Annotated in this window: 27 protein-coding genes; 11 read left to right on the top strand and 16 right to left on the bottom strand. The window is 63.2% G+C overall.

The window, feature by feature from the left end; translation table 11 throughout:
- Positions 1-210: 210 nt before the first annotated feature.
- Positions 211-2,217 carry a methyl-accepting chemotaxis protein gene (locus CO660_RS29475; RefSeq protein ID WP_097601583.1) on the bottom strand — a complete coding sequence of 669 codons (2,007 nt, stop codon included), beginning with the start codon at positions 2,215-2,217 and terminating at the stop codon, positions 211-213.
- A gap of 415 nt (positions 2,218-2,632) precedes the next feature.
- Between CO660_RS29475 and CO660_RS29480 the strand changes: the two genes are divergently transcribed.
- Positions 2,633-3,508: a transporter substrate-binding domain-containing protein gene (locus CO660_RS29480; protein ID WP_097601584.1), complete on the top strand. Its 876-nt coding sequence runs from the start codon at positions 2,633-2,635 to the stop codon at positions 3,506-3,508.
- 10 nt (positions 3,509-3,518) lie between these two features.
- Here CO660_RS29480 and CO660_RS29485 read toward each other — a convergent pair whose 3' ends face one another.
- The 5 genes from CO660_RS29485 to CO660_RS29505 all read right to left on the bottom strand — a co-directional run bounded on the left by CO660_RS29485 (position 3,519) and on the right by CO660_RS29505 (position 6,779).
- Positions 3,519-3,932 (bottom strand): tellurite resistance TerB family protein, encoded by a 414-nt coding sequence (locus CO660_RS29485; protein WP_011423905.1) that lies wholly within the window; start codon positions 3,930-3,932, stop codon positions 3,519-3,521.
- A gap of 86 nt (positions 3,933-4,018) precedes the next feature.
- Complete coding sequence (locus tag CO660_RS29490; protein ID WP_097601585.1) at positions 4,019-4,732, bottom strand: thermonuclease family protein; 714 nt, start codon at positions 4,730-4,732, stop codon at positions 4,019-4,021.
- A gap of 11 nt (positions 4,733-4,743) precedes the next feature.
- Positions 4,744-5,415 carry a helix-turn-helix transcriptional regulator gene (locus tag CO660_RS29495; protein ID WP_097601586.1) on the bottom strand — a complete coding sequence of 224 codons (672 nt, stop codon included), beginning with the start codon at positions 5,413-5,415 and terminating at the stop codon, positions 4,744-4,746.
- 228 nt (positions 5,416-5,643) lie between these two features.
- Positions 5,644-6,291, bottom strand: coding sequence for a response regulator transcription factor (locus tag CO660_RS29500; protein ID WP_085776838.1), 648 nt, complete (start codon positions 6,289-6,291; stop codon positions 5,644-5,646).
- Positions 6,292-6,380: 89 nt separating this feature from the next.
- Complete coding sequence (locus tag CO660_RS29505) at positions 6,381-6,779, bottom strand: hypothetical protein (protein ID WP_097601587.1); 399 nt, start codon at positions 6,777-6,779, stop codon at positions 6,381-6,383.
- A gap of 120 nt (positions 6,780-6,899) precedes the next feature.
- On the opposite strand from CO660_RS29505, the gene CO660_RS29510 reads away from it, so the two are divergent.
- Positions 6,900-7,253: a DUF952 domain-containing protein gene (locus CO660_RS29510; RefSeq protein WP_097601616.1), complete on the top strand. Its 354-nt coding sequence runs from the start codon at positions 6,900-6,902 to the stop codon at positions 7,251-7,253.
- Positions 7,250-8,338 (top strand): quinone-dependent dihydroorotate dehydrogenase, encoded by a 1,089-nt coding sequence (locus tag CO660_RS29515; RefSeq protein WP_097601588.1) that lies wholly within the window; start codon positions 7,250-7,252, stop codon positions 8,336-8,338. The genes CO660_RS29510 and CO660_RS29515 overlap by 4 nt, the downstream gene beginning before the upstream one ends.
- Here the strand turns inward: CO660_RS29515 and CO660_RS29520 are convergent.
- Genes CO660_RS29520 through CO660_RS29530 form a run of 3 tightly spaced genes read right to left on the bottom strand, consistent with a single transcriptional unit; the run spans position 8,314 to position 10,455 of the window.
- Complete coding sequence (locus tag CO660_RS29520; RefSeq protein ID WP_097601589.1) at positions 8,314-9,660, bottom strand: MATE family efflux transporter; 1,347 nt, start codon at positions 9,658-9,660, stop codon at positions 8,314-8,316. The two genes, CO660_RS29515 and CO660_RS29520, sit on opposite strands and share 25 nt — an antisense overlap.
- A gap of 8 nt (positions 9,661-9,668) precedes the next feature.
- Entirely contained in the window at positions 9,669-10,187 is a 519-nt protein-coding gene (locus tag CO660_RS29525) for a CAP domain-containing protein (RefSeq protein WP_097601590.1), read from the bottom strand.
- A gap of 1 nt (position 10,188) precedes the next feature.
- Positions 10,189-10,455: a DUF6460 domain-containing protein gene (locus CO660_RS29530; protein WP_097601617.1), complete on the bottom strand. Its 267-nt coding sequence runs from the start codon at positions 10,453-10,455 to the stop codon at positions 10,189-10,191.
- A gap of 142 nt (positions 10,456-10,597) precedes the next feature.
- Between CO660_RS29530 and CO660_RS29535 the strand changes: the two genes are divergently transcribed.
- The 3 genes from CO660_RS29535 (at position 10,598) to CO660_RS33505 (ending at position 12,847) form a co-directional block, all read left to right on the top strand.
- Positions 10,598-11,530 carry a methyltransferase domain-containing protein gene (locus tag CO660_RS29535; RefSeq protein WP_097601591.1) on the top strand — a complete coding sequence of 311 codons (933 nt, stop codon included), beginning with the start codon at positions 10,598-10,600 and terminating at the stop codon, positions 11,528-11,530.
- 211 nt (positions 11,531-11,741) lie between these two features.
- Positions 11,742-12,377 carry a YitT family protein gene (locus tag CO660_RS29540; protein ID WP_097601592.1) on the top strand — a complete coding sequence of 212 codons (636 nt, stop codon included), beginning with the start codon at positions 11,742-11,744 and terminating at the stop codon, positions 12,375-12,377.
- Positions 12,378-12,679: 302 nt separating this feature from the next.
- Positions 12,680-12,847, top strand: a complete 168-nt coding sequence (locus tag CO660_RS33505; RefSeq protein WP_157131363.1) for a hypothetical protein — start codon at positions 12,680-12,682, stop codon at positions 12,845-12,847.
- Positions 12,848-12,898: 51 nt separating this feature from the next.
- On the opposite strand, the gene CO660_RS29545 is transcribed toward CO660_RS33505, so the two are convergent.
- Both CO660_RS29545 and CO660_RS29550 read right to left on the bottom strand, forming a co-directional pair.
- A complete protein-coding gene (locus tag CO660_RS29545) occupies positions 12,899-13,360 on the bottom strand; it encodes a carboxymuconolactone decarboxylase family protein (RefSeq protein ID WP_097601593.1) in 462 nt (153 codons plus the stop codon).
- A 21-nt stretch (positions 13,361-13,381) separates the two neighbouring features.
- Positions 13,382-13,882 carry an Rrf2 family transcriptional regulator gene (locus CO660_RS29550; RefSeq protein ID WP_097601594.1) on the bottom strand — a complete coding sequence of 167 codons (501 nt, stop codon included), beginning with the start codon at positions 13,880-13,882 and terminating at the stop codon, positions 13,382-13,384.
- Positions 13,883-14,010: 128 nt separating this feature from the next.
- Here CO660_RS29550 and CO660_RS29555 point away from each other — a divergent pair, with 128 nt between their 5' ends.
- The 3 genes from CO660_RS29555 to pdeM are packed head-to-tail and all read left to right on the top strand — an operon-like array spanning position 14,011 to position 17,946.
- A complete protein-coding gene (locus CO660_RS29555; RefSeq protein WP_097601595.1) occupies positions 14,011-14,643 on the top strand; it encodes a YitT family protein in 633 nt (210 codons plus the stop codon).
- Positions 14,644-14,692: 49 nt separating this feature from the next.
- Entirely contained in the window at positions 14,693-17,197 is a 2,505-nt protein-coding gene (locus tag CO660_RS29560; RefSeq protein ID WP_097601596.1) for a ligase-associated DNA damage response DEXH box helicase, read from the top strand.
- Between the two features lie 23 nt (positions 17,198-17,220).
- A complete protein-coding gene (pdeM, locus tag CO660_RS29565) occupies positions 17,221-17,946 on the top strand; it encodes a ligase-associated DNA damage response endonuclease PdeM (protein ID WP_097601597.1) in 726 nt (241 codons plus the stop codon).
- Between the two features lie 52 nt (positions 17,947-17,998).
- Here pdeM and CO660_RS29570 read toward each other — a convergent pair whose 3' ends face one another.
- Both CO660_RS29570 and CO660_RS29575 read right to left on the bottom strand, forming a co-directional pair.
- Positions 17,999-18,580 (bottom strand): transglycosylase SLT domain-containing protein, encoded by a 582-nt coding sequence (locus tag CO660_RS29570; protein WP_097601598.1) that lies wholly within the window; start codon positions 18,578-18,580, stop codon positions 17,999-18,001.
- A 173-nt stretch (positions 18,581-18,753) separates the two neighbouring features.
- Positions 18,754-19,311, bottom strand: a complete 558-nt coding sequence (locus tag CO660_RS29575) for a dihydrofolate reductase family protein (protein ID WP_097601599.1) — start codon at positions 19,309-19,311, stop codon at positions 18,754-18,756.
- A 203-nt stretch (positions 19,312-19,514) separates the two neighbouring features.
- On the opposite strand from CO660_RS29575, the gene CO660_RS29580 reads away from it, so the two are divergent.
- Both CO660_RS29580 and CO660_RS29585 read left to right on the top strand, forming a co-directional pair.
- Positions 19,515-20,123 (top strand): TetR family transcriptional regulator, encoded by a 609-nt coding sequence (locus CO660_RS29580; RefSeq protein ID WP_097601600.1) that lies wholly within the window; start codon positions 19,515-19,517, stop codon positions 20,121-20,123.
- Positions 20,124-20,135: 12 nt separating this feature from the next.
- Positions 20,136-20,423 carry a YciI family protein gene (locus CO660_RS29585; RefSeq protein WP_097601601.1) on the top strand — a complete coding sequence of 96 codons (288 nt, stop codon included), beginning with the start codon at positions 20,136-20,138 and terminating at the stop codon, positions 20,421-20,423.
- A 30-nt stretch (positions 20,424-20,453) separates the two neighbouring features.
- Here CO660_RS29585 and CO660_RS29590 read toward each other — a convergent pair whose 3' ends face one another.
- The 3 genes from CO660_RS29590 to CO660_RS29600 form a co-directional block, all read right to left on the bottom strand.
- Positions 20,454-21,254: a TIGR02186 family protein gene (locus CO660_RS29590; RefSeq protein WP_097601602.1), complete on the bottom strand. Its 801-nt coding sequence runs from the start codon at positions 21,252-21,254 to the stop codon at positions 20,454-20,456.
- Positions 21,254-22,177: a sulfite exporter TauE/SafE family protein gene (locus CO660_RS29595; RefSeq protein WP_097601603.1), complete on the bottom strand. Its 924-nt coding sequence runs from the start codon at positions 22,175-22,177 to the stop codon at positions 21,254-21,256. Before CO660_RS29595 ends, CO660_RS29590 begins: the two co-directional genes overlap by 1 nt.
- Before the next feature lie 406 nt (positions 22,178-22,583).
- On the bottom strand, positions 22,584-26,351 hold the full coding sequence (locus CO660_RS29600) for a peptidoglycan-binding protein (RefSeq protein ID WP_097601604.1): 3,768 nt from the start codon (positions 26,349-26,351) through the stop codon (positions 22,584-22,586).
- Between the last annotated feature and the right edge of the window lie 173 nt (positions 26,352-26,524).

The raw sequence follows: 26,524 nt of genomic DNA on the forward strand, positions 1-26,524 counted from the left end.
TCGCCAACACAATCCTCTTTCGAAAGACCGAATGGACGCCCCAATACCGGAAAAATTGAACATGGTTGCTCCCCGCTTGCGGGGCGAAGGGACCGTGCCGCGACCTCTCCGTTCCCCACCAATCTCGCGCTGGGCACGTCCCCTCGCCCCGTTCACGGGGAGAGGGCTAGGGTGAGGGGCAATTTTGGGTGGGAGCTAAACAGTCGTGGCTCAGAACTCCGTCCAGTCGCCATCCTGGCTTTTCGGCGCGCTGCCGGCGCCGAAGGCGTTGGCGATCTTCTGGCCGAGTGCGCGGGCCGGTGAGGCGGCCGGGCGGGCTGTGCCTTCCCTGGCGATGCGGAGCTGCGCTGCCTTAGCAGCCGGGCGTGGGGCCACCCGCGGTGGCGGGGCTGTCGGCCGCGTAGACGCGATCGGTGCGGCGGCGGCAAAGCCGCCGGTACCCGTCAGCCGGAACTGGCCGAGCAGCGTGTTGAGCGCCGATGCTTCCGTGGCGAGGCTGTGGCTGGCCGCCGTCGATTGCTCGACCATCGCCGCATTCTGCTGCGTGCCCTGATCCATGGTGTTGACGGCGGTGTTGATCTCCTGCAGCCCGATCGACTGTTCGCGCGAGGCTTCGGCGATCGCGTGGACGTGATGGTTGATTTCCTGCACCTCGGTGACGATCACATCGAGCGCCTTGCCGGTCTCGCCGACCAGCGTGACGCCGGTCTGGACATGAGAGCCGGAATTGGTGATCAGCGCTTTGATCTCCTTGGCGGCATTGGCCGAGCGCTGCGCGAGCTCGCGCACTTCCTGGGCGACGACCGCAAAGCCTTTGCCGGCCTCGCCGGCGCGCGCGGCTTCGACGCCGGCATTCAAGGCCAAGAGGTTGGTCTGGAAGGCGATGTCGTCGATGACGCCGATGATATTGGAGATTTCGCCCGAGGACTTCTCGATCTCCTGCATGGCGGCGACGGCCTTGCGGACGATCTCGCCGGATTTTTCGGCGCCGAGGCGGGTGCGGGTGACGAGCTGGCTCGCCTCCTCGGCGCGCTTGGCGGCATCGCGCACCGTCGTGGTGATTTCTTCCAGCGCCGCTGCAGTTTCTTCGACGGAGGCCGACTGCTGTTCCGTTCGCCGGGAAAGCTCGTCGGCGGAGGAACGAATCTCGTTAGCGCCGGCGCCGATGGCCCGCGCATTGGCCCCGACTGCCTGCATGGTCTCGTTGAGCTTCTCGACCGAATGGTTGAAATCCTGGCGCAGCGCATCGAGATGGGCGACGAAAGGCTCGTCGATATGCGAAGCGAGATCGCCGGCCGCAAGGCGGCGCAGGCCATCGCCAAGGGCTGCGACGGCGCGTTCGAGTTCTGCTGCCTCGCGGGCTTTCTGTGCCTCGCGTTCGCGGCGCTCGCCGTCGCTGACGCTGCGGTCGGCCTCGGCGCGCGCCTCCATCTGGCGACGCTCGATCGCGTTGTCGCGGAAGATCGAGACCGCCTTTGCCATCTGGCCGACTTCGTCGCGGCGGTCGAGACCACTGATATCGCTATCGGTGTCGCCCTCGGCAAGGCGCGTCATGCGCAGGCTGAGCTTCGTCATCGGGCCGGCAATGCCTTTCTGCGCCATGGTGACGCCAAAGCCGATTGCGGTGAGAACAGCGGTGCCGATCAGAGTGAGACAGAAAGTGATCCGGCCGTTGACGGATGCCGAGAGGCCGTCGCCGCCATCGTTGAGCATCGCCATCATCGCATCATTGTTGGCGATCATCTTCGGCGTCAGCGCATCGAGCTTGGCATTGATCAGGGCGACGTTTGCGAGTGCGCCCGCGCTGTCCTTGCCCTTGTTCTGCTCGATGATCTTATTGGCCAGAGCTTCGATTTCATCGATGCCGGCCTGGATTTCGTCTATCGCTGCCTTGCGGCTCGGAACCAGGGCGAGGGCCTGTTTCATCCGGTCGCGGGCCTGCGGCAGCTTGCTCGGTGTGGCAAGCGCCGTCTGGTATGTCGGCGTATCGGGCTGCATCTCGGCAACCAAGGTGACCTGCAGCACCGAGGCTACGACCGAGGCGCTGGCACGTGCGCTCAGCATCGAGGCCTGCGCCTCATGATCGATAAAGGCGCCATAAGCGGCGTCCGCCCGGCGGAACTCGGAGATGACATAGATGAGCCCCGCCATCGTGATCAGCCCGAGCAGCGCCACGACCGAAATGATCTTGGTACGGATTTTCAGATGCTTCAACATGAAAAATGTCACCCGATTTTGCCGGGCGCGCGGCGCGTCCGGTGTTTGGAAATTATGTTGGTAAAGACCGCTGCCTGACTGTCGCGGCGCCGGAAAGGGAATTGACGCATGCATCATGCAATCGGCTGGCGGGCCTGTGTCGTCGCGACAAATAGAGGTGATATTCTTTAATTCCGCGCTAACGTGCAGGTGCAGGCGCATCCCTAGTTTTGAGGGGCAGCGGGAGGTTTGCGCCATCGCTCCAGAGAGCTCATCCTTCGAGGGGCTGGGAGGATGCTGCGGCAAATGAGGAGCGTTGGAGGATGTCGCGGCCAATGAGTTCGTGAGCCTCATCCACTCCCTCACTCCCATGATATTCCCCGGCGGGCATGACTCTGTTAAATCTCGTCGACCCCAACCCCGGAACTGGATCATCATGATTGGACCCCAGCTGGCATCCCCGACTCTCAGGGCTTTTCTGGCGGCCGGCCTGTTTCTGGCAGCGCTGTTTTCAAACTTTGCTGCATTCGCTCAGCAGGCTGCCCCTTCGCTGCCGTTGCTCTTCGATGCCCGCGAGCGTCTCGCCAGACCGGATCTCTCGTCGCTGGTCCGCCTGCGCTTTCTGACGTCGGTTGATTTCCCGCCGTTTAATTTCACCGATCAGAACGGCAAGCTTTCCGGCTTCAACGTCGATCTCGCCCGCGAAATCTGCGGCGAGCTGGAGATTTCGGATAAGTGCCAGATCCAGGCAATGCCTTTCACCGATCTCAAGGATGCCCTCGCCGCCTCGCAGGGCGATGCCGTCATCGCCGGCCTTGCGGTCACCCCGGAGCTACGCCGGCAATTTCTCTTCTCCCGGCCATATCTGATGCTGCCGGCGCGCTTCGTGCGCAATCTCGCCGCCCCGCTTGATGGAAAGACCGCTGCTGCGCTCTCCAACTATTCGGTCGGCGTCGTCAAAGGCACGGTGCACGAGGCGATGCTGGCAGCCTTTTTCCCGGCGCTGAAAGCGCAGGCTTTCGACACGAAGGACGCCCTGCTTGCGGCGCTGAAGGAGCGAAAGGTCGATGCTGCCTTCGCCGATGCGCTGCAGCTTTCTTTCTGGGTCTCGTCCCCGGCCTCCGACAAATGCTGCGCGCTGTTCGACGGCCCCTATATCTCCGAACATTTCCTCGGCGAGGGCATGACGATCATGCTGCGACAGAAGGACAGCGTGCTGACATCCGCCATTGATCATGCGCTGGCGGCGCTGTCGCGCACCGGCCGTCTCCAGGAGATCTATCTGCGCTATTTTCCCTACGGGCTCTACTGAGCCTCAAGGATTATCCCTTGCGGAAGCGGGCAATGGCGCTCCGCTCGATCGCCGCGCAGGTGAGCTTATCGAGGCCGAGGCGGTCCCGCAGCAGGCTGAGCAGTCGCAGTTCCTCTGCTTTGACCGAAAGATCGGCGGAGGCCACCTCGACGGCAAGCGCATAAGCGGTGTCATAGAGTTTTGCCGGCAAGGTATCGCGGACCGTTTCGAGGACCACGTCGAGGCCTTCAGGCCCAGCCAGCAGCGCGGCGCAGTCGCGTGCTATCGGAATGAGCTTGTCGTCATCAAAATCCCTGAAAACCGGCAGGAAGCCGATCAGCTGACCGATCCTTTCCATCTCCCTGTCGTTCATGGTGCTGTCGACGGCGGATGCCATCACCATCACGTAGATCAGCGCATCATGGGCGGAAAGCGGCTTGTTCATTTCTGATTCCTTGTTGATCAGCGCAGATTAGGAATTGGCGGCGGCCTTTACAAGAGATCGGCAGCTCTCCCCCGGCGGGCGGCCTGTCATTTGCGGCGCGGATCGCCGCCGTAAACGCCTTTCTGCGCCTGTTTCGCCTTGTCGGCGACGGATGCGAGCGGCGAACCCGCCTCTGCTTCCGCCCAGCCGCTTTCGGCAAGCCACGCGCCGAGATCCTGTGTACCGAGCCGACAGGCGGCGATCGCCGTTCCCTTCCATTCGACCGTGTCGAGATCGCAGGTGATGCTGCGGTTGCGCAAGAGCTGGCGCAGCGCCGTCTTCGCCATCATGCCGCAGGGCCATTGCCGGCCTGCCGGCCCGCATATCCTGTCGGCCGGCGTGGGGGCGATGCCGGCAAGCTGGAGCCTGCGCTCCTCGAAGGAAAGAATGCCCGCGTTTTCGACCAGTGGCCGCGGCAGCTCCATGGCCTTTTTGTCGGCCGGCCCTGCCGTTTGGCTGGATGTCGGCGCCGCTTGTTGCGGGATGGTGGCGGCTCTGGGCGCCGCGCCTTCAGTCGCCGCCGCTGGGTGCGGGACCGCCGGTTCCACAGAGCGGGCGATCATTTCGGCACGTTCGTCGGATATTGTCGCTGCCGGTTCGGCGGCCCCGGAGGCAACATTCGGCGCAGCCGCTGCCGTCTCCTCTGTGGCTGCGGTTTCTTCCCCTCCCGTGCCGCCGCGAAGCCTCGCTTCGCCTGCCTTCAGCAGGCCGACCACCACCGCCATCCCCATAATACCTGTACAGACGGCGGCAGGGCGCATGGAATATCTTCCTACTGGCTGGCCCAGATGATGCGGGCGATCCAATCGACATCGGCAAGATCGAGCGTGCGGTTGGGATGTTCGGGATTGAGCGACATCAGCTCGATCGACCGTGGGCTCTGGCGCAGCAGCACCTTGGCCATTACTTCGCCCGCGCATGTGCGCACGACGACGCGGTCGTTGCGGCGCACATGCGCCCCGGGCTCGACGATCAGCACGTCGCCGTCCCGATAAAGCGGCATCATGCTTTCGCCCTGCACCTCCAGCGCGTAGACGCCGGATCTCTGCGACGGGTTGGCCGGAAACTCCACCACGTCCCAGCCATGACCGGCCGGAAAGCCGCTATCGTCGAAGAAGCCGCCGGCGCCGGCCTGGGCGAAGCCGAGCAGAGGAATGGCGCTGCCCGGCGGGGGGCCGGCACGCTCGCCGATCCGCTCTCCGGCGGAACTGGCGGCCGGTTGCATGAAGGCGAGAAACTGCTCCATGCTCGCCCCCGTCGCATCGAGCACCTTGGCGATCGATTCCGTCGATGGCCAGCGCAGCCGCCCATCGGCGGAAAGCCGTTTCGACTTGTTGAACGAGGTGGGGTCGAGCCCGGCGCGGCGCGCAAGACCGGATGGCGTCAGCTCGTGCCGTTCGGCAAGCCTGTCGATCGCCTCCCAGATCTGCTTGTGTGACAGCATATGCGCCCGATTCCGTGCAGCCTGTCTCAGGCCGCGCTTTAGAGCACCGTGCGTCCGCTTCGGACGTATAAAGGACGCTCTAACACTCTAAGTCTGAACATCTCACCTGCCGAAAATCGATTCCGATTTTTCGAGCCGATGCTTCAGCGACAGAATACTAGCCGACCGCACGCCGACCGTAAAGGTAAGGAGGAATAAAATCCTGTTATCGACCGGTTTCGGCCGCTTTCAGGCCACCATCGCCATATTGATCTTGCCGAGCTGGATGACCGCCTGTGTGCGGCTGTCGACATCGAGTTTCAGCAGGATTGCCGAGACATGCGCCTTGATCGTCGCTTCGGAGACGCCGAGTTCATAGGCGATCTGCTTGTTCAACAGGCCCTCGGCCAGCATGGTCAGCACCCGGCTCTGCTGCGGCGTCAGCGTGTGCAGGCGGCGGATCAGGTCGGCGACGTCGGGATCCTGCTCCTGGCCGTCGCGATAGCTTTCCGGTGTGGCGATATCGCCGGCAAGCACCGTCTGGATGCCGCGGCGGATGTCTTCGATGCCCGAGGATTTGGAAATGAAGCCGGAAGCGCCGAGCTCCAGGGCCCGGCGGATCGTCGTGGCGTCGTCGCTCGCCGAAACGATGATGATCGGCAGGCTGGCAAATTCGGCGCGCAGCGCCATCAGGCCGGAAAAGCCGCTGACGCCGGGCATGGCGAGATCGAGCAGCATCAGGTCGGCATCTGGATGTGTGCCGGCGGCGGTGCGTGCGGCTGCGAAATCACCGGCCTCGACGATGGTCTGCCGGCCTTCCATGCCGATCACCGCCTGGCGCAGCGCATCGCGAAACAGCGGATGATCGTCCGCGATGATGATGGTCTGTTCCTGCATCGAAAACTCCCTCCCAAGAGTCCGATCATGCCGCATGCGCGCCGTCCCCTCGGCATTGCATGCAGGCATTCTGAAATGACTATATCAGATCATGTCTTCTGCGGAAGGGGATTGGCTTTTTCGTCAGCCTGGAACTCCTTCACCATCCCCATGAAGCTCTTCATCATCCGCTCCATGATGCTGATCGAGCGGTCGATCTCGGCGTCGCTCGGCAGCGCACGCTGGATGAGGCCGCCCTGTTCCAGCTTTGTCACCCGCTCTGAAAGCCGGTCGAGCTCGTCCTCATAGGCCGCCCGCTCATCGGCCGCCATACGGCAGACGAGGGCGCCGTCCTTGTCCTGGCAGATCGACATGGCGCCGGTCTGGCGGTCGAGCCGGACGAAATGGTCGCCGCTCTTCTCCAGTTGGAATCGGCCCGCGTCGGTCTCGGCCGCTGCGGCGCCAAGCGGCAGGAGAACAGCGCCAAGTGCGAGAACCAAAATCTTCATCGTCTCATCCTCCGGATTTTGCCTGGGCTGGCCCCGCTTTTTGCGTGCCGAGGCGTGGACATCGCCGCCTCTTTCCGGCAAAGCGCTCATGACCCAAGGATCAGCAATCGCGAGGCCATGATGACCGTGACACCGACCCTTTACAAGATCGTGACGGAAACGCTCTGGCAGCAAGCCAGACAAAGCGGTGTTTTTCATGGCGCCGGCATCGATCTCAAGGACGGCTTCATCCATTTCTCCACGGCCGACCAGGTGAAGCAGACCGCGGCCCTGCATTTTGCCGGCCAGTCCGGCCTGGTGCTGGTCGCCGTCGATGGCCGCGGTTTCGGTGACAAGCTCCTCTTCGAACCCTCCCGCGGCGGCGATCTCTTCCCGCATCTCTACGCCGATCTGCCGCTTGCGGCCGTGCTCTGGGAGGCGCCGCTGCCGCTCGATGAGAACGGCGTTCATATCTTCCCGGAGCTGCAGCCATGATCGATCCCTTCAAGCGCATCGCCCGCAAGGGCCTCTTCCTGTTCGACCCGGAAACGGCGCACGGCATGTCGATCGCCGCGCTGAAGTCTGGCCTCGTGCCCGCCTGCCGGATCACTCCCGATCCGCGCCTGCGCCAGACCATCGCCGGCCTCACTTTCGAAAACCCGCTCGGCATGGCGGCCGGCTACGACAAAAATGCCGAGGTGCCGGAAGCGCTCTTGAAGCTCGGCTTCGGCTTTACCGAGATCGGCACCGTGACGCCGAAGCCGCAGGCTGGCAATCCGCGCCCGCGCATCTTCCGCCTGGTCGAGGATGAAGCCGTGATCAACCGCCTCGGTTTCAACAATGAGGGCCATGACGCCGCTTTCGGACGTCTCTCAACGCTGGCGGGCGGCGGCATGATCGGCGTCAATATCGGCGCCAATAAGGATAGCGAAGATCGCATCGCCGATTATGTCGCCGGCATCCGCCGCTTCTATTCCGTCGCGCGTTATTTCACCGCCAATATCTCCTCGCCGAATACGCCCGGCCTGCGCGACCTGCAGGCACGCGAAAGCCTGGCGGCGCTGCTGTCGACCGTGCTTTCGGCGCGCGACGAGATGGCGCAGAAATCCGGCCGGAAGATCCCGGTCTTTCTGAAGATCGCCCCTGACCTGACCGAGGAAGGCATGGACGATATTGCGGCGGAAGCGCTCGCGCATCCGCTGGATGGACTGATCGTCTCCAACACCACGCTGTCTCGCGACGGTCTCAAGGACCAGCGCCAGGCGAAGGAGGCGGGCGGTCTTTCCGGCGTGCCGCTGTTCGAAAAATCGACGGCGGTGCTTGCCCGGATGCGCAAGCGCGTCGGCCCTGATCTGCCGATCATCGGCGTCGGCGGCGTCTCCTCGGCCGAAACAGCGCTGGAGAAAATCAGGGCGGGTGCCGATCTCGTCCAGCTCTATTCATGCATGGTCTATGAAGGCCCCAGCCTGCCCGGCGATATCGTCCGCGGTCTTTCGGCGCTGCTCGATCGCGAAAAGGCCGGCTCGATCCGCGCGCTGCGTGACAGCAGGCTGGATTACTGGGCGGCGCGGAAGGTCTGATCGGCCCGCGGCCCGACCAGCATGGCGAGGAAGAAGCCGCGGAACAGCAGGAAGGCGTTCATGCCAAGCCACAAACCGTGATTGCCGAAGAGCGGCACGAAGACGGCGAGCATAAGGAGGTAGCCGGCAAAGGACATCAGCATCCGGTTGCGCATGTCGACCGACCATGTCGCGCCGATGAAGACGCCGTCCATCAGGAAGGCGAGCGCCCCCGTTAGTCCGGTAATCGCAGCCCAGGGCAGATAGGTTTCGGCCGCCTGCCGCACCTCCGGCGAGGTGGTCAGCACCGAGATCAGCCACGGGCCGGCGAGGAAGAAAAAGGCGGAAGCGAATGCGGCCAGTGCGAACGACCAGATGGTTGTCAGCTTCAGCCCGCGGTCGAAGGCCGGCCTGTAACGCGCGCCGATCGCCCGGCCGGTGATCTGCTCGGCGGCATTGGCAAGCCCGTCGAGATAATAACCTGACAGCAGGAAGAAATTCATCAGTACGGCATTGGCGGCCAGTGTCACCGCCCCGAAGCCAGTGCCGATCCGCGTCATGATCGTGAAGGCGCCGATCAGCACGAAGGTGCGGATCAGGATGTCGCGGTTGAGTGCGAAAAGCTCCGCCAGCCGGTGCCGGGAAAAGATCTCGGCCCATGCCGGACGCTCGGCCCTGCCGAAATCTTTGAGCACGATGAAAAGCCCGGCGAATGCGCCGGCTGTTTCACCGGCCGTGGTTGCCCAGGCGACTCCGGCCACGCCCCAGCCGAGCGACAGGCCGAGATAGATGGATAGCAGAATATTGATGCCGTTGATCAGCGCCTGCAGCAGCAGCCCGACACTGCCCTGTCCGCGCCCGAGCACGAAGCCGAGAATGGCGTAATTCGCCAGCGCCGCCGGTGCCGCCAGCATGCGGATCGCGAAATAGGTGCCGGTCGCCTCGGCGATCGCCCCTTCCGCGCCCATCAGCCGCAATCCCGCCGTCTCGATCAGCGGCGAAAGGCAGAGCAATGCCAGCCCGCAGGCGAGCGCTGAGATCAGCGCTCGCCAGAAGACAGCCTGCTGTTCGTGCCCGTCGCGCCGGCCATAGGCCTGCGCCGTCAGTCCCGTCGTCGAGGCGCGCAGGAAGTTGAAACTGCCGAGGATCAGATCGAAGAGCATCGCGCCGATCGCCAGCCCCGCCAGCGCTTCCGCGTTACCCATATGACCGACGACGGCGGTGCTCGTCAGCCCGAGCAGCGGCGTCGTCATGAAGCCGAGCGTCATCGGAACGGCGATCGACAGCACCAGCCGGTGCGTCACGTCGAAGGCAAGGGAGTGATTGTTGCTGCGCGTATCCATGACCTGCCCTAGATCGAGGCAGAATCGCCTCGGCTGGAAAGCACCATGGCCCAGTAGGGCAGGTTCCTGGAAGACGTATTATGGGCGACCGCGACGCCGAGGCCGTCATAACGCCCGAGCATGTTTTCCAGATGATGCGGCGAATTGATCCAGGCCGTCACAACGGCATCGACGCTCTGCTGGCCGGAAGCGATGTTCTCGGCCGCCGGCAGCCGCACGCCGCTCGCCTTGACGCGGGCGCCGAAGCTGTCCGTCATGCCCATGAGGTGCGCCATCTTGCCGGCGCTCGCCATGCGCTTCGCCTGGAAGAGGGCCGCCGTCTGCGCCGCCGGATCGACCTCAAGCGGCGGCAGGCCGTTCTTCGCCCTCAACTGGTTGACGAGCGGCAGCACGCTCGTCGTCTCGTCCTCGCCGTTCGAGGGCGTGCCGGCAATTCGCGGGGTCGTGGTGCAGCCGGCGATGCCGGCGGCGAGTGCAAGTCCGGAAAGAGTGAGCAGGCTGCGCCTGGAAAGATCGATTGATATCATGTTATCGGCGATAGCTGAAAAGGCGAAGGATGACGAAGAGCGGGATGACGATCGTCGCCCCGAGGAGGAGATAGTCGCCGACGCGCCCGAGCGCGGCAAAGCCCCGGTGCCAGAGTTCCAGGATGAAGTCGCGGAACCCATAGATGATGTTCCACGGCGTCAGGCCAAAAACGGTCATGACGAATCCGACGATCAGCGACACCACGATGAGTTTAATCAATGTGCGGCTGAGCGAATCGCCGAGGAACCTGTTCACCTGATCGGACATGCGCCACCTCCTGTTTGCCCCTGGAATAAGGTCGCGGCGCACCGCCCGCAAGCCCTTTCCGGAATTGGCCGCTTCGCCTCTGAAATAGGACTTGAGTTTTTTTGTGGCCGCCGGCAAATGCCAGCGAAACGATAGGTTCGTCATGCAGTCCCACCAGCTTTCCTCAGGCGATGTCATCGCCGACCGCCGCGCCGATTATGCCAGGATGCTCGAAGAAGGCGGCGAGGCGGAGGCAGCGGCCGAGCTGATGGAGCAGGCGCTGGAGCTCGTGCCTGCCTGGGCCGCCGGCTGGTATCGGCTCGCCACCTATCTGGAAAAGGCGGGCAGGGGGCAAGCCGCGATCGAGGCCTATCGCCGGACGATCGCCCTCGATCCCGAGGATATATTCGGCGCCACCCTCAAGCTTGCCCTTCTCGGCGACTCTGCTATCCCCGACCGGCCGCCGAGCCGCTACGTCGAGCGCCTGTTCGACGATTATGCCGATCGATTCGACACCGCCCTCGTCGAAAAACTCGATTACAGCGTCCCGCAGAAGCTCGCAGACCTCATCGCCTCCACCGCCAGGCGTTACGAATGCGCCGTCGATCTCGGCTGCGGCACCGGCCTGCTCGGCCCGGAGATCCGCGCCCGCGCCCGCCGCCTCGAAGGCTTCGACCTCTCGCAGAACATGCTGGCCAAGGCCGCGGAGAAACGGGCCTATGATCATCTCGCCCGAGCCGATCTGTCGCTTGCGCCCGAGCGCTCCGGCCTGTTCGACGATGCCGGGCACTGGCGGGCCGACCTCGTGAGCGCAGCCGACGTGCTGATGTATCTCGGCAACCTCGAGAGCGTCTTTGCGATCGTCGGTGAACTCGCCGCCGCCGGTGCGGATTTCGCCTTCTCCGTCGAGGATGCGGGCGACGGAGAGGCTTTCCAACTCGCCCCGTCGTTGCGTTACGCCCATTCGGAAGCCTATGTGAGGCAGCTGCTTTCCCGCCACGGCTTCGAAATCCTCAAGATCGTCAAGACGGTCATTCGCAAAGATGGCGGAAAACCGGTTTCCGGCATTCTGTTCCTTACGCGCAACGCTGCGTAAGCGAACTTTTCTTGCTATTTTTTAATAGGTCAGCATTGCTTACCTATTTTGCTTGATTGCAACGGCAGAAGACTGATATTTCACTGATATCGCCAAGAGCGCGGCGATACCGACCGCGCCCCGCCGGCTCATTTCACATTGCAAAAAACGTCACCGCCTTCAGGAGTTCCTCCGAGGCTTTCGCGAACCTGGCTGCCGTGGAGACTGGAATATGACACATCGCATCAATGCCCTTGGCGTCTGGAATACCAGCGCGACCCGCCATACGCCGATCGAAGATGTGCAAGGTATCTTCTCCGGCAGTCTGATTGCCGCGCTCGGCATTTATGTGCTCGCCAGTGCCGGCCTTCTCACCGGCAGCACCGCCGGTGTCGCCTTCCTGCTGCACTATGCCTTCGGCGTCAATTTCGGCCTCGCCTTCTTCCTGCTCAACCTGCCGTTCTTCTATCTCTCGTGGAAGCGCCTCGGCATGGCCTTCACGATCAAGACCTTCATTGCCATCGGCCTGACCTCGGTGCTATCAGACGTGCAGTCGCGCTTCTTTTCGATTTCGAGCATCCACCCGGCCTGGGCTGCCCTTCTCGGCGGCCTGCTGCTCGGCTTCGGCCTGCTGGCGCTTTATCGCCACCGCGCCAGCCTCGGCGGCGTCGGCATTCTCGGCATCTACCTGCAAGAACGCTTCGGCATCCGCGCCGGCCTCGTCCAGCTCGCCATCGACATGTGCGTCCTCGCCGCCGCCTTCTTCGTCACCACGCCGTCGGTCGTCTTCTATTCGGTGCTCGGCGCCATTGTCCTCAACCTCTTCGTTGCCATCAACCACCGCGCCGATCGTTACATTGCGCTGTAGGGGTGGCTGCCCCCTTATCCGTCTACGGGCATCCACCGAGGCCGAACCACGGGTCTCGACCCGTCCTTCGGACCCCGCACGCGAGGCGAAGGGATATGCCGCGACCTCTCCGTTCCTCGCACACCTTTCGCAGGGCACGTCCCCTCTCCCCGTAAAACAGGGAGAGGGGACGTGCCCTAATCGACCTTCACCGATAGCGGACTAACCTTACAAATCGGTAACCCATTCTAAACAAATCGTAACTTGCCTCAGATCGGCCTCTGCGCGACACTCCTGTCGCGCCGGATTTGATGAGGTGAACCATGTCAGATTTGGAAAAACTCGTAAGACGCCGCATGCAGGAAGAATACGCCAAGGGCGCTTCCGCAGAGGAAATTACCAAGGTCGTCCGCGACATATTCAACAGCATCGACCTCTCGGGCAGTGGGTCTGAAGCCGTTGCCGCGCGCGCCGCTGCCGATCGCGATTAACCTGATATTCGACCGACCCGAGATCTTCGGGTCGGTTCCCGTAAATATCGATTACGCGGCTTTCGTCACCTGATCGATCGGGTGCTGTGAGCGGAAGCCGACGGCAAGCCGGTTCCAGATATTGATCGCACCGATCGCCACCGTAATCTCGGTCATCTCCTTCTCGGAGAAATGCGCCTTCAGTGCCTCGTAATCTGCGTCAGGCGCGCCTGTTTTGGCGATATTGGTCACCGCGTCGACCCATCCGAGCAGGGCCCTTTCGCGCGCGTCATAGACCGGCGATTCCCGCCAGACGCACATCAGGTTGATCCATTGTTCGCTGAGCCCGTCGTGGCGGGCTTCCTTCACATGCATATCGACGCAGTAGGCGCAGCCGTTTATCTGCGAGGCGCGCAGCTTGATCAAACGGATGAAGCGGCGCTCCAGTCCGGAAGACTGGACATATTGTTCGAGTGCGACGACCGCCTTGTAGGCATCAGGAGCGGCTTTGGCGAAGTTGAAATGCGGTTGCATGTCTTTCTCCTTTGATATGGCTCAACGAGCCGTCTTGCGTTCATGGATTTCAAGGAAGGCGCAGCCTCGGGCTGCGATCGATCCGTCGTCGAGGGCGGCGAGTTCGATGCCGAGATCGGCAATGCTGGTCTTGGCAAGTTCGGCCCGGTAGACCCGCTCGGCCCGGAGCATCGCCGCGCTGATGTTGCAGGGCTTGGAAAAGAAGTGGCCAGAGACCGGGTTCGGTCCGCGCTGGCGAATTTCGGCGCAGCGAAAGGCCGGGGCCGGTCCCTCCACAGCAAGCAATATGTCGAGCAGCGAAATCTCCGCCGGCGCCTTCGCCAGCCGATAACCGCCCTTCGGCCCGGGCACGGTATCGAGGATGCCGGCGCCCGACAGCGCCTGCAGATGTTTGAGCAGATAGCTTGTCGACACGCCGTGGAATTCCGCCAGCGCAGCCGCCGAAAGCACACCGCCTTCGGAGAGGCCGGAGAGCATGGCGACGCTGTGAATGGCTTGCTCGACTCCATCGCTCATTTTCATCGACGCCGTCTCCTGGATTCGTGGATAAGATATATCCATGATTATGTGCGCTGTCAACGGCGTCTCGCTGGGCACTTGTCTTTATCCCTGCGCCGGATAGAAAACGGCAAAGCCGACAGGGGAACATCATGGCATCCAACGCCTTCACAGGCCTTCTGAATTCCAGCGCCGATCGGCATTCGCTGTTCGACGACGCGCAGGGCATCGTCGCCGGCAGCATGCTTGCCGTGCTCGGCGTCACGCTTCTTTCCGGCGCCGGCCTGCTCGCCGGCGGCACCGCGGGCCTTGCCTTCCTCGCCCATTACGCCACCGGGATCAGTTTCGGCCTGTGCTTCTTTGCCGTGAACCTGCCCTTCTATTATCTCGCTTTCCGCCGTCTGGGCCCGGCCTTCACCATCAAGACCTTCGTCGCAATCGGGCTGACCTCGGTCCTGTCCGAATTCGTGCCCGGCTTCATCGGGGTCACGCATGTCCATCCGGTTGCCGGAGCGCTCTTCGGCGGCCTCGTCATTGCCGCCGGCATGCTGGCGCTCTTCCGCCACCGCGCCAGCCTCGGCGGCATCGGCATTCTCGCCCTCTATATCCAGGATCGCTTCGGCTGGCGCGCCGGCCTCGTCCAGCTCGGCTTTGACGGCATCGTGCTGGCGCTCTCCTTCTTCGTCGCCAGCCCCTTCATCATCGCCTGCTCGGTGCTCGGCGCCGTCGTGCTCAACCTGACGCTCGCCATCAATCACCGCAAGGACCGCTATATCGCGATGTAAGCGGCGTCCCAGCTCTTCTTTTTCGCCCGCTTTTCACTACCTTCAGGGCGTGGACCAGATCGAATCCGACACCTTGCTTCCTGCCGCCTTTACCCGCTGGTTTGCGGAAAAGGGCTGGCGGCCGCGCGCCCATCAGCTGGAACTGCTCGCCCGCGCCGAGGCCGGCCAGAGCACACTGCTGATTGCGCCGACCGGCGCCGGCAAGACGCTGGCCGGCTTCCTGCCCTCGCTCACCGATCTCACCCGCCGCGGCCGCATTCCGCCAGGCTCCGCCTTTACCGGCATCCACACGCTCTATGTCTCGCCGCTGAAGGCGCTGGCGATCGATATCGAGCGCAACCTGATGAAGCCGGTCGAAGAGATGGGCCTGCCCGTCACGATCGAAAACCGCACCGGCGATACGCCGATTGCCAAGCGCCAGCGGCAGAAGCTCAATCCGCCGGATATTCTGCTGACGACGCCGGAGCAGGTTGCCCTGCTGCTGGCGAACCGCGAGGCGGAGCGCTTCTTCAAGGACCTGAAATATGTCGTGCTCGACGAGCTTCATTCGCTCGTCACCTCCAAGCGCGGCCATATGCTGTCGCTCGGCCTTGCGCGCCTTCGCCGCCTTGCCCCCGGCCTGAAGACCATCGGCCTGTCGGCGACCGTCGCCGAGCCGATGGACTTGCAGAAATGGCTGGTCGCCCAGGAGGAGGGGAGGGAACATCACGCTGGTCTTGTCGTCGTCGAAGGCGGTGCCAAACCCAATATCTCGATCCTGTCGACCGAAGAGCGCATTCCTTGGGCCGGTCATGCCGCCCGCTATGCCATTCCCGATGTCTACAAGCAGCTCCTCGAACACCAGACGACGCTGCTGTTCGTCAATACCCGCAGCCAGGCCGAGATGCTGTTTCAGGAACTCTGGACGATCAATGACGACAACCTGCCGATCGCCCTCCACCACGGCTCGCTCGATGTCGCCCAGCGCCGCAAGGTCGAGGCGGCGATGGCCGAAAACCGCTTGCGCGCCGTCGTCGCCACCTCAACGCTCGATCTCGGCATCGACTGGGGCGATGTCGATCTCGTCATCCATGTCGGAGCGCCGAAGGGCGCCTCACGCCTTGCCCAGCGCATCGGCCGCGCCAACCACCGCATGGACGAGCCTTCGAAGGCGATCCTCGTGCCGGCCAATCGCTTTGAAGTCATGGAGTGCCAGGCAGCCCTCGACGCCAATTATATCGGCGCCCAGGACACGCCGCCCGTCGGCCGCGGCGCTCTCGACGTGCTCGCCCAGCACGTACTCGGCATGGCCTGCGCCGAACCCTTCGACATGCTGGAGCTCTATGACGAGGTCACCAGCGCCTCGCCCTATGCCGATCTTAGCTGGGAGACCTTCGAGCGCGTCGTCGATTTCGTCGCGACCGGCGGTTATGCGCTTAGGACCTACGAGCGTTACGCTCGCATCCGCAAGACCAAGGAGGGCCGCTGGCGCGTCTCCAATCCGGCGGTCGCCCAGCAATACCGTCTCAATCTCGGCACCATCGTCGAAAGCCCGATGCTGAACATCCGCATGGTCAAGCGCGGCGAGGGCGGCCGGCTCGGTCGCGGCGGCGCCACGCTGGGCAAGGTCGAGGAATATTTCCTCGAGCAATTGTCGCCGGGCGACACCTTCGTGTTTTCGGGCAAGGTGCTGCGTTTCGAAGGCATACGCGAAAATGAATGCCTGGCGTCGCAGGCCTTTTCGCTCGATCCGAAGATCCCCGCCTATAATGGCGGCAAGTTTCCGCTGTCGACCTATCTCGCCGAGCAGGTGCGGGCGATGATCGCCGATCCCGATCGCTGGCGCCACTTGCCGGATCAGGTGCGCGACTGGCTGTCGCTGCAGACCGACAAGTCGATGCTGCCGAAGCGCGACGAGTTCCTGATCGAAACCTTCCCGCGCGGCAGCCGCGGCTATATGGTCGCCTATCCCTTCGAAGGCCGTCTCGCCCACCAGACTCTCGGCATGCTGCTGACCCGCCGGCTGGAGCGCGCGGGCGCCAAGCCGCTCGGCTTCGTCGCCACCGATTATTCGCTCGCCGTCTGGGGTCTCGAGGATATGGGGCTGATGATCGCCAATGGCCGGTTGATCCTCTCCGACCTCTTCGATGAGGATATGCTCGGCGACGATCTCGAGGCCTGGCTCGCCGAATCCTTCTTGTTGAAACGCACCTTCCGCAATTGCGCCGTGATTGCGGGCTTGATCGAGCGCCGCCATCCGGGCAAGGAAAAGAGCGGCCGCCAGATCACCGTCTCGGCCGACCTGATCTATGACGTGCTGCGCAGCCATGAGCCGGATCACATCCTGCTGCAGGCAACGCGCCAGGATGCGGCGACGGGGCTTTTGGATATAAGCCGTCTTGGCGATATGCTGATGCGAATCAGGGGCCACATCACCCACCGCCCGCTCGACCATATTTCCCCGCTCGCCGTGCCGGTGATGCTGGAAATCGGCCGGGAGGCGGTGCCGGGCGAGGCCCATGATGCGCTATTGGCCGAGGCGGCGGACGATCTGATCGCCGAAGCTCTGGCATGATGACTGGGAAAAATACGACTGTGATGAACCGCTTGGCGCTGGCGCGCGACATTTCCGGATTGGCTGCGATCCCCGGCATCGAGACATCGGTGAACGGCATTGCCGCCGTCTGCGATCCGCTCGGCGCCCTCTATCTGCCGGATGCCGGACTGCTCGTCGTCTCCGACCTGCATCTCGAAAAAAGCGCAGCCTTCGCGCGCCGTGGCATGATGCTGCCGCCCTATGACACGCTGGCGACGCTGACCGTGCTTGCCGCTGTCATTTCCCGCTATGATCCGAAGGTCGTCGTCTCGCTCGGCGACAATTTTCACGACCGCATCGGTTCGAAGCATCTGCTGGAAAATTTTCGCGCGCTGATCGTCGGTATGGCGCGCGGCCGCGAATGGATCTGGATCAACGGCAACCATGATCCCGACGGCATCGTCGATCTGCCCGGCGCTTGCGCCGACGAGGTGCATTATGCCGGCCTGACCTTCCGCCACGAGCCGAGGAACGGCTTGCAGAGCGGCGAAATCGCCGGCCACCTGCATCCTTCGGCGACCGTGCGCCGGCGCGAACGATCAATCCGCCGCCCCTGCTTCGCCACGGACGGCGCTCGCCTCCTCATGCCGGCCTTTGGGGTGATGAGCGGCGGCCTCGATCTCGGCCATCATGCGATGAAGGGCTTGTTCGAAAAGGAATCGCTGATCGCGCATCTGTTGGGACGCGATCGGATTTATTCGGTCAGGTATGGGAATTTGCGGGGGTAGCGTCTGTCCTCGATGTGTGCCGTGGGGGGTGCCACACTGCACGCCTTTGAACTTAATCACACCCCTGCAATTGCTGCTGATATGTCCCCGCCATTCGCGCGAACTTCTGTGCCGTCTGCTGCAATTGCCCGTTCGAGCGCCAGTCGCCGCGCTTATATCCCGTCGGCCCCGAATAATAGGCGAGATAGAGATTATAGGCATCGTTGAGCGGAATACCGGTCTCCACACTGTTCTGGTAATGATACCAGCCGATGAAATCGATCGCGTCGGCGAAGTTCGTGCGCCGCGCCGCCCAGTTCCCCGTCTGCGACTGATAGTGATCCCATGTCCCGTCGAGCGCTTGCGAATAGCCGTAGGCGGTCGACGGCCGGGTCCAGGGAATGAAGCCGAAGAGCTTGGTGCGCGGCGGCCGCGCGTAGGGCTGGAAACCCGATTCGGTGTACATCGTCGCCATCAGGATCGGCACGGGCACGCCGTATTTCTTCTCCGTCCGCTCGGCCGCGCTCTGCCAGCTGGAGAAGAGTCCTTCGCGCTGGTCGAAGACGGCGCAGATGTTCCTCGTCTGCTTCGGCGCCGTCGCGCAGCCGGCAAGCAGCGCGAGACCCACGGCGGTCAGAACGATACGAGTACGCATGACAGAACCTCTCGTTTCCGAGAGATTACTAACTCGTAAATGTTAAAAACCGGTTTTTAGTCGAATACGAGCTTTTCTGAGGGGGCTATTATGAAAATCCCTCCTCAACCCTCTCCCCTGTTGGGGGGTTGGGGAGGGGTCTTTTTCAGAAACTAGACAGCCATGACCCACCGCTACGCCCTGACCGGCTCATAACGCAGGATCACCGCGCCACTTTGCGTGGTCGAGGATTCAATAAGCCTCAGCGGCACCTGGGCCTCGGCTGGCTTGAAGAGCGGATTGCCGCCGCCGAGAATGACCGGCACCACACAAACCCTGATCTCATCGATAAGGCCCGCCTTCAGCAGGCTGTCGGCAAGCGCGGCGCTGCCGAAGATGAAGATCGTCTTGCCGTCCTCCTGCTTCAGCCTCGTCAATTCGGGGATCGGATCGCTGACGATGCGCGCATTGTTCCAGCCGGGATCGGTCATTGTTCGAGAGACGGCGATCTTGGCGATGCCGTTCATATAGGCCTTGATCTTGTCTTCGTCCTCGGCAGTCGGCCAGTAGGCGGCCATGCCCTCATAGGTCTTGCGGCCGAAGACCAGGAGGTCACCTTCCTCGCCGAACTGCTCGGCATAGCGCTTGAGCTCCGGTCCCCAGGCGAGATTGTGGAAGTCGATCTCCCACGGTTTCGTTCCCTCGAAATAGCCATCGAGCGTCATCAGGTTCCAGACGACAAGCTTCCGCATTTCATCCTCCTCAAGTGAAAACCGCTTTTAATAAGCAACTGGTTCACAGTAATTCAACTGATTGCGATGCGCAAGCGGTCATGGAGGCGAAGGGGGCCGCCGACAAGAAGTTCCGGCGCTTGACTCTTCTAGGTCAATTGTCCTAATGCCTAGGTCAATTGACCTACGAATCGTAGCTTCGCGGACAGAAAGGGAGAATGAAAATGGTCGCTGCGGCCACCCGGCAGCAAATTGTCGAAGCAGCCGACAGGCTTTTCTACGAGAGAGGCTTTGAAGCAACGTCCTTTGCCGACATTGCGGGTACAGTCGGACTCTCGCGAGGCAATTTTTATTATCACTTCAAGACGAAGGACGAGCTTCTCGATGCGGTGATCACCCATCGCCTCCTCAAAACCAGGTCAATGCTCGATGAGTGGGAAGCACAGGCCGAGGCACCTGACGAGCGTATTCTCAGCTTCGTCAATCTCCTCATCGTGAATCAGTCGAAAATCATGGCCCACGGTTGCCCGGTCGGCACGCTTTGCGCCGAACTCGCCAAGCTCGATCACATTGCCAAGAGCCGTGCTGCCGAACTTTTCGATCTGTTTCGCCATTGGCTCTCACGTCAATTCAGCGAGCTTGGCCGCGAGGCTGAAGCCGATGCGCTTGCCATGCACATTCTGATGCGGAGCCAAGGTGTTGCGACGCTTGCGGCCGCCTATCGCGACGAAATCTTTGTTCAAAACGAGGTGGAAAATATGCGCGCGTGGCTGGCGGAGCAGCGGCCAGAAACACCCTCCTTTCCCGACACCCTTTCACGACAGCATTCCTGAAGGAGACACTGCATGTTTTTCATTACTCTGAAATTTTCTGAAAGCAGGGCCAAAGCACCGGTTCTGATGGAAGCGCATAATGCCTGGCTCAAACGAGGCTTCGACGACGGGATTTTTCTTCTCGCCGGCGGCCTTCAGCCGAGCGCAGGTGGAGCAGTCGTCGCTCACAACACCTCGCGCGCCGAACTCGAAACCAGGATTCAGCAGGATCCTTTCGTAGCGGAAGGCGTCGTCAGCGCCGATATTCTGGAAATTGCCCCCGCTCGCGTCGACGAGCGGCTCGCCTTCCTGAAGACATGAGATACGAGCGCGACGGTTCGCGGCGCCGGATCACTCCTTGCGGAAGATCAGGCTGGCGCTCCAGCCGGTGACGACGGCGAGCGCCACGGCCGCAAATCCGTAGAGGATCGGCTGATCATGGGCCGCATCGGTGATCGTCTGTTCGATGCCCGTCTTGATGACGCGCAGCGGCAGCGATTTATCGGTGATGAGATTGCCGCTCTTGAAGAGATAGGCGCGCACCGTGTGCACCCCGTTCGGAATATTTGCCGGCAGGCGCAGGCTCGCCTTGAAGAGGTTCGATGAAACGAACCGCACGCCGCTCGGGTTCCGGTCGTAAAGCGCGCCCACCTGCTGCAGCCGCAGGAAAGCCTGACGGAACTCGCCGAGATTGCTGCCGTCGCCGACGAAGCCGACCGGCGTCAGCGGAATGTGGTCGATGCCGATCCCCTGGTCGGTGAGTTCCAGCGGCGTCGTCAGATCGTCGATCATGCGCGAGCTCGACATCGAATAGGAATGCGGCACCGCCTCGAAAGTCATCGAGCGCCTGTTCACCCAGATGCCGAAGACGCGCTCCTTCTTGCGCACCGTCGCATCCTCGCGCGGGCCTTCCAGCACCACCACCACGTCATACTGACCAATGGCGAGCAGCAGCTGGTCGGTGTTCGAGAGCGCCCCGAAGATCGTCAGATCGGCACCGTGGAAATCCGAAGTGATGGCGATTTCGCTGGTCGATGTGCCGATCTCCAGCCCCTCCCGCACCGCTTCCGTTGCCTGTCCCGGCAGCCATTGCGCCCCGGCAACCGGCGGCAGCAGACACAGGAGCAGGAGGATCGAGGCAAGCAGGCGCATCAGTTGCCGGTCCCCATCACCACCGAGTAGACGTCGGCAGGGGTCACGACCAGCGCGATCGCCAGACGCAGGCCGACGGCCAGAACCAGCAGGCCGAGCAGGGCGCGCAGCTGCTCGCCGCGAAGCTTCTGGCCGACGCGCACGCCGTATTGCGCCCCGACGACACCCGCCACCATCAGGATGAAAGCAAGCACGATGTCGACAGAGAAGTTCGTCGCCGCCTGCACGATCGTCGTATAGGCGGTCACGAAAATGATCTGATAAAGCGAGGTACCGACCACGACACTGGTCGGGATGCGCAGCAGGTAGATCATTGCCGGCACCATGATGAAGCCGCCGCCGACACCCATGATCGAGGTCAGGATGCCGATCGCAAAGCCGAGCGCAACGATCGGAATGACGCTGAGGAAAATCTTCGATTTCTTGAAGCGCACCTTGAGCGGCAGCTTGTGCACCCAATGCTGGTGGCCCGGCTTGCGCGGCGCGGGCGGCTCGTTGCGTGCGGCGCGGCGCATTGCATTGATGCTTTCGAGCAGCATCAGCCCGCCGACCGCTCCGAGGAAGATGACATACATCAGCGAGATGATCAGGTCGAGCTGGCCGATGGCGCGCAGCAGCGAGAAGATCCAGATGCCGACGGTCGCCCCTGTAAGACCGCCGACCAGGAGCACTGTGCCGAGCTTGACGTCGAGCGTGCCGCGCCGGAAATGGGTGATCGCACCCGAAATCGACGACGCCACGACCTGGTTGGCGCCGGTGGCGACGGCGACGACGGGAGGGATATTGTAGAAGATCAACAGCGGGGTGATGAGAAAACCGCCGCCGACGCCGAACATTCCGGACAGGAATCCGACGGCCGCCCCCATGCCGAGAATGATGAAGATGTTCACCGACAATTCTGCGATGGGCAGATAAATTGTCACAACCGACCCCGAATGATGACCGCCCCTGCCGGGCGGTTCCTGTCACGTCCCCGTTCGAATGCGCACCATACTGTGAAATCGTTGCCAGAGGCTTTCGATCGGCCCCGATTGATAGAGATCGATGGCGGGAGATTCGGCGATGCGCGGATCGATATGTCCGGCATAATCGGGCTTTTTTCAGGTTTTGTGACGAGGGTGGGAAAATTTCGGAAAAGCTTGCGGCTTAGTGCCGCAAGGCCTGCGAAGACCCTCCCCAAGGGGGAGGGCTATGCGCGGCATCACCCCACAGCAACATCAACGTTTCCGCGGATGAATCCGTGGAAGAGATAACGTCGGCGCGGCATGCAAGCCCCTCCCCCTTGTGGGGCAGGGTCTTCACCGGCGGGTCGACCTCCGTCGACGCACCTTAGATCGCCTTGGCGACCTGCTTGTTGCGTTCGAGCAGCGCCTTCACGGTCGCGTCGCTCACCTTGCCGTCCGGCTCCTGGCCGATCGACTTCTGGAAGCTCTTGATCGCGGCGACGGTTTTCGCCCCCATTTCGCCGTCGGGCACGCCGGCGTCGAAACCGTTATTGTTGAGGATCGCCTGGATGTTGCGGATCGCCTTCTTCATGTCGACGGTTGCCGTCTTCATGCCTGTGCCCGCCCATTCGTCGGGGATGTCGATGCCGTTGGCGCGATGGTCGAGCGGTTCTGGCTTCCAGAGGTCGGCCTTGGCACGCGCCCGTTCGAGCTGGTCAGGCTTCATGGCGTTGGCCACTTCATCGCGCTTCTGTGCTGCATCCTTGTCGCCGGCCTTGGCGGCGATCGCGAACCACTTATAGGATTCTTCGAGATCCGCCGGAACGCCGTTGCCCCTGGCGCAGAGGATCGCCAGGTTGAACTGGCTGTCGGTGATGCCGAGATTGGCGGCCTTGGTGAACCACGAGGCCGCCGTCGCATAATCCTGCTGGCCGAGCGCGCCGGAGGCGTAGAGAACGGCTAGATTGTGCATGGCGCTGGCATTGCCCCGGTTCGCCGCCTGCTCGTAGAAGCCCTTCGCCTTGGCGATGTCGCGTTCGACGCCGTTGCCCTTCTCATACATGCTGCCGAGGCGGTATTGTGCCGGCGCAAAACCCTTGTCGGCCGAAAGCTGGTACCAGCCTGCGGCCTGTTTCTGATCGACGGTCATGCCGTTGCGGCCGTCCGAATAGCGTGCGCCGATCTCGAACAGCGCCAGGGAGTCGCCGCCCTGTGCCGCATCGGCAAGTGATTTCGGCTGCACGGTGTCGGGGATGGTGATCGCTGCCTGCGGCTCGGCCGCCGCTGCGGTCGGGCTGTTCGGAGTGAAGCTCGATGTTTCCTGCATTGTCGCGGACGAACCGGCGGGGGCCAAAGTTGCAGCCCCTTCGCCATCGAGCGGCGTTGCATCGGTCAGATGATCGCCGGCGGCCGGCGAGGCTGTTTCCGGTTGCGCCTGATCGGCGGCCGGTGCGCTCGCCGCTGCAGGGACGTTCAGATCGGCAGCGCCGGTGTCCGGCTGGGCGAGTGTCGCCTCAGGCGGCGCCGGCTGCGAATTTTCCGTCACTCCCGTCAGCGCAGAGACCTCCGCCGGCGGCTGCGGTGCGGGTTCGCCGCTCGTCAACGTCCGCGCTAGCGGAAAGGCCATGATGGCGAGCAAGACGGCGCCGACGGCGAGAAGGATCGGTCGGCGGTAGCGCGAAAAGGCGCTGAGCTTGCCCGCCTTGTCGGTCTTGCTCGTCTTGTCGGCATTTGCGGCCTTCTTGTCGGCCTTGGTTGCCGCCTGCTTTGGATTGGCGTCCACTTCCATTGCGGCTGCCTGCGCCGCCCGGCGCGCAGCCGCGATGTAGTCGGCCCGATCCGTCTCGATGGCAGGCTTGCCGCGTTGGGCACTCTGGCTGGCGCGCACCCGTTCAAGAATCTTCTTGACGTCGGGCGCGCCCGAACCCGGCTCGAGCAGTTCGTTCGCCGCATCCGTCGGGACCACGTCGGCGGGATCGATCGACGGCGCAGGGTCGATCACCGGTCGTTCCTTCGCCTGCGCCTCGGCTTTTTTGCCGGGCCGCAGCCGCTTGCCAAGGCTGGCGAACAGGCTGGTTTTTGCCGGCGCCGGTGTCGGGGTCTCCGGCGGCCGCGTCGCGGCTTCGATGGCGATCGCGCTTGTTGCGCTCATGCTCGCGGCCTGGGCGGGGGCGGCAGGTTCCGCCGCGACCTCAGCCGTGCGGATGACCGGAGAGGCTTTCGCTGCCGGGGGCACGTCCGCCGTCTGGGCGGCTTCAGCCACCATCAGCGCATAGGGGTCGACATCGAAATCGACGTCGGCCATCGGCATCTGAGCGATCGGCCGTCCGCGCTCTTCCATGCCGTCGAGCCGGTCGGCGATGTGGACCAGCGTCTCGTGCAGCGCCTTGAAGGTCTTGTGCGTGCGCTCCTCGCTGTCGCGGCTGATATCCTCGAGATGGCGCAGATCCTCGGCCAGCGCCGTCAGCGCCGACATGTCGGCGGCGGGCACGCCGCCCTGCAGGCCGCCATTGCGCGAATAGGCTTCGACGACGGCCTCCGCCGCTTGGCGCGCCGCCTCGATGATATATTCGTCGCTTGTCGCCATATAATCTTCGATCGCGCCCATGCGCCGGTCGAGGTCGGCCGGGATCGCGGCACTTTCGCGCGGCTCGCTCATCAGCGCCGAAAGGTTGGCAATCTGGTCTTCGAGGTTCTTCAGCGCTTGCGGATCGGTCGGCGGCGCCGCCGTTGTTTCTTCCAGCCGGGCGGCGATTTCGCTCAGCCGACCTTCGAGACGCTGGAAAGCTCTGTCATCGATCGCCACGGCAGGTGCGGGCTGCTGAAAGGCCATCTCGTCGATCCGCCGGGCGAGATAATCGAGCCGCTGCGCCAGCACGTCATTGACCGCTCCATTCTCGAGCGCATCGATCTTGCGGGAGATGTCGGAAAGCGGGCCGGTGAGGTCGGGTTGCGCGGCCGCCTTCTGCGTGCGCTCCAGCAGGTAGGATAGATGTTCCAGCCGCTCGTCGAGCCGGGACGTCGCTTCCGCCCTGGCCAGCTCCTCGACGCGCTCCGTCAGCGCTTCCAGCCGCATCGCCAGCTCGTCGGCCGGGGTTGCCCGGCTGGCCGCGTCGTGGCTCATCAGGTCGATCTGGTCGGCGAGCGACGACAGGCGGCTTTCCAGCCGCTGCATCAGCGTCGGATCGTTGGCGGCAGCTGCGCGGCCGCTTGCCGCAATCGCCCGGCTGATCTCGTCGAGGCGCATATCCATGGCGGCGAACTGCTCGGACATGACCCGGTCATGCGGCTGGATCATGTTGCCGAACTGCTCCATCGCCGTGGCGATGGCGATGAGCTTGTCTTCCAGCGCCCGGACCGCGGGGCTTTCGCCCATGCCGCCGAGATGGCGCTTAATATCGTCGAGCCGGTAGGCCAGCGAAACGAGCTCTTCCTGCAGCCCCTCGGTGTCGAGTGCGGCAAGCCGGCTCTCGACGCCGTCCCAGCGGTTTTCCATATGGCGCAGCGATTCCTCGCGCGCCAGCCCGTCCATCAGCGATCGCAGCTCCTCGAAATCCTCGCGCAGGCCGGCGGCCTCCGGGCCGCTCGAGCGGCCGGTCAACTGGCTGATGCTCTGGGCCAGGCGGTTCATGTCGGCGCGAATGTCGTCGGCGAAGCGGCTGTCTCCGGCGGTCGCCTTGATCTCGCGCAGTTCGGCGCGCAGTGCGCTCATCTCGCGGGTCACACCCTCGGAAATATCGCGCTTCAAGTCCTGCCTGAGGTTGACGAGCGCCTGGGCGATCTCGGTCATCGTGTCGTCGCCGGCGCGCAAGGCAGAGGCGGCCAGTGGCGCGGCGGCGCGCGGTGCGGGGTCGCGCAGCTGGGTGGCCTGCTCGCGCCCATAGGAGCGTTCGCGGCCCGCTTCCAATGCGCGCTGGCGCTGGCGAATTTCCGCCAGCGGATCCGGCCGCGGCTCAACCGACGCTCGTGTGGGGCGCGGCGCATTGGAGGCCGCATAAGGATCGCGCTCGGCCGTTGGCGTGCGCGTCCGCTGATCGCGTCCGCTGCCCATCAGCCCTTCGATGCGCGCCTCCAGCCCTTCGATCGTGCGGTTCAGCGCATCGAGCGAGGTCCTGTCGGACTGTCGGGAAGGATTTGATCGCGATCCGTTCATCTTCTTGCTCGCTTCGACTGCTCGACCTCTCGTCAGAGCTCGATCCGTGGCTTCTTCGTCTGCTGCCCACGTCTTCACGCGGACCGGAGCGCATCATCCATAAGAAGATAGTCAATTAGACTTTCCTCAGGCTGAACGATGTAGCGGCATTCTTTAGGAACGCGGGACTGGGA

The sequence above is a fragment of the Rhizobium sp. L9 genome (assembly GCF_002531885.1).
GTDB lineage: Bacteria > Pseudomonadota > Alphaproteobacteria > Rhizobiales > Rhizobiaceae > Rhizobium.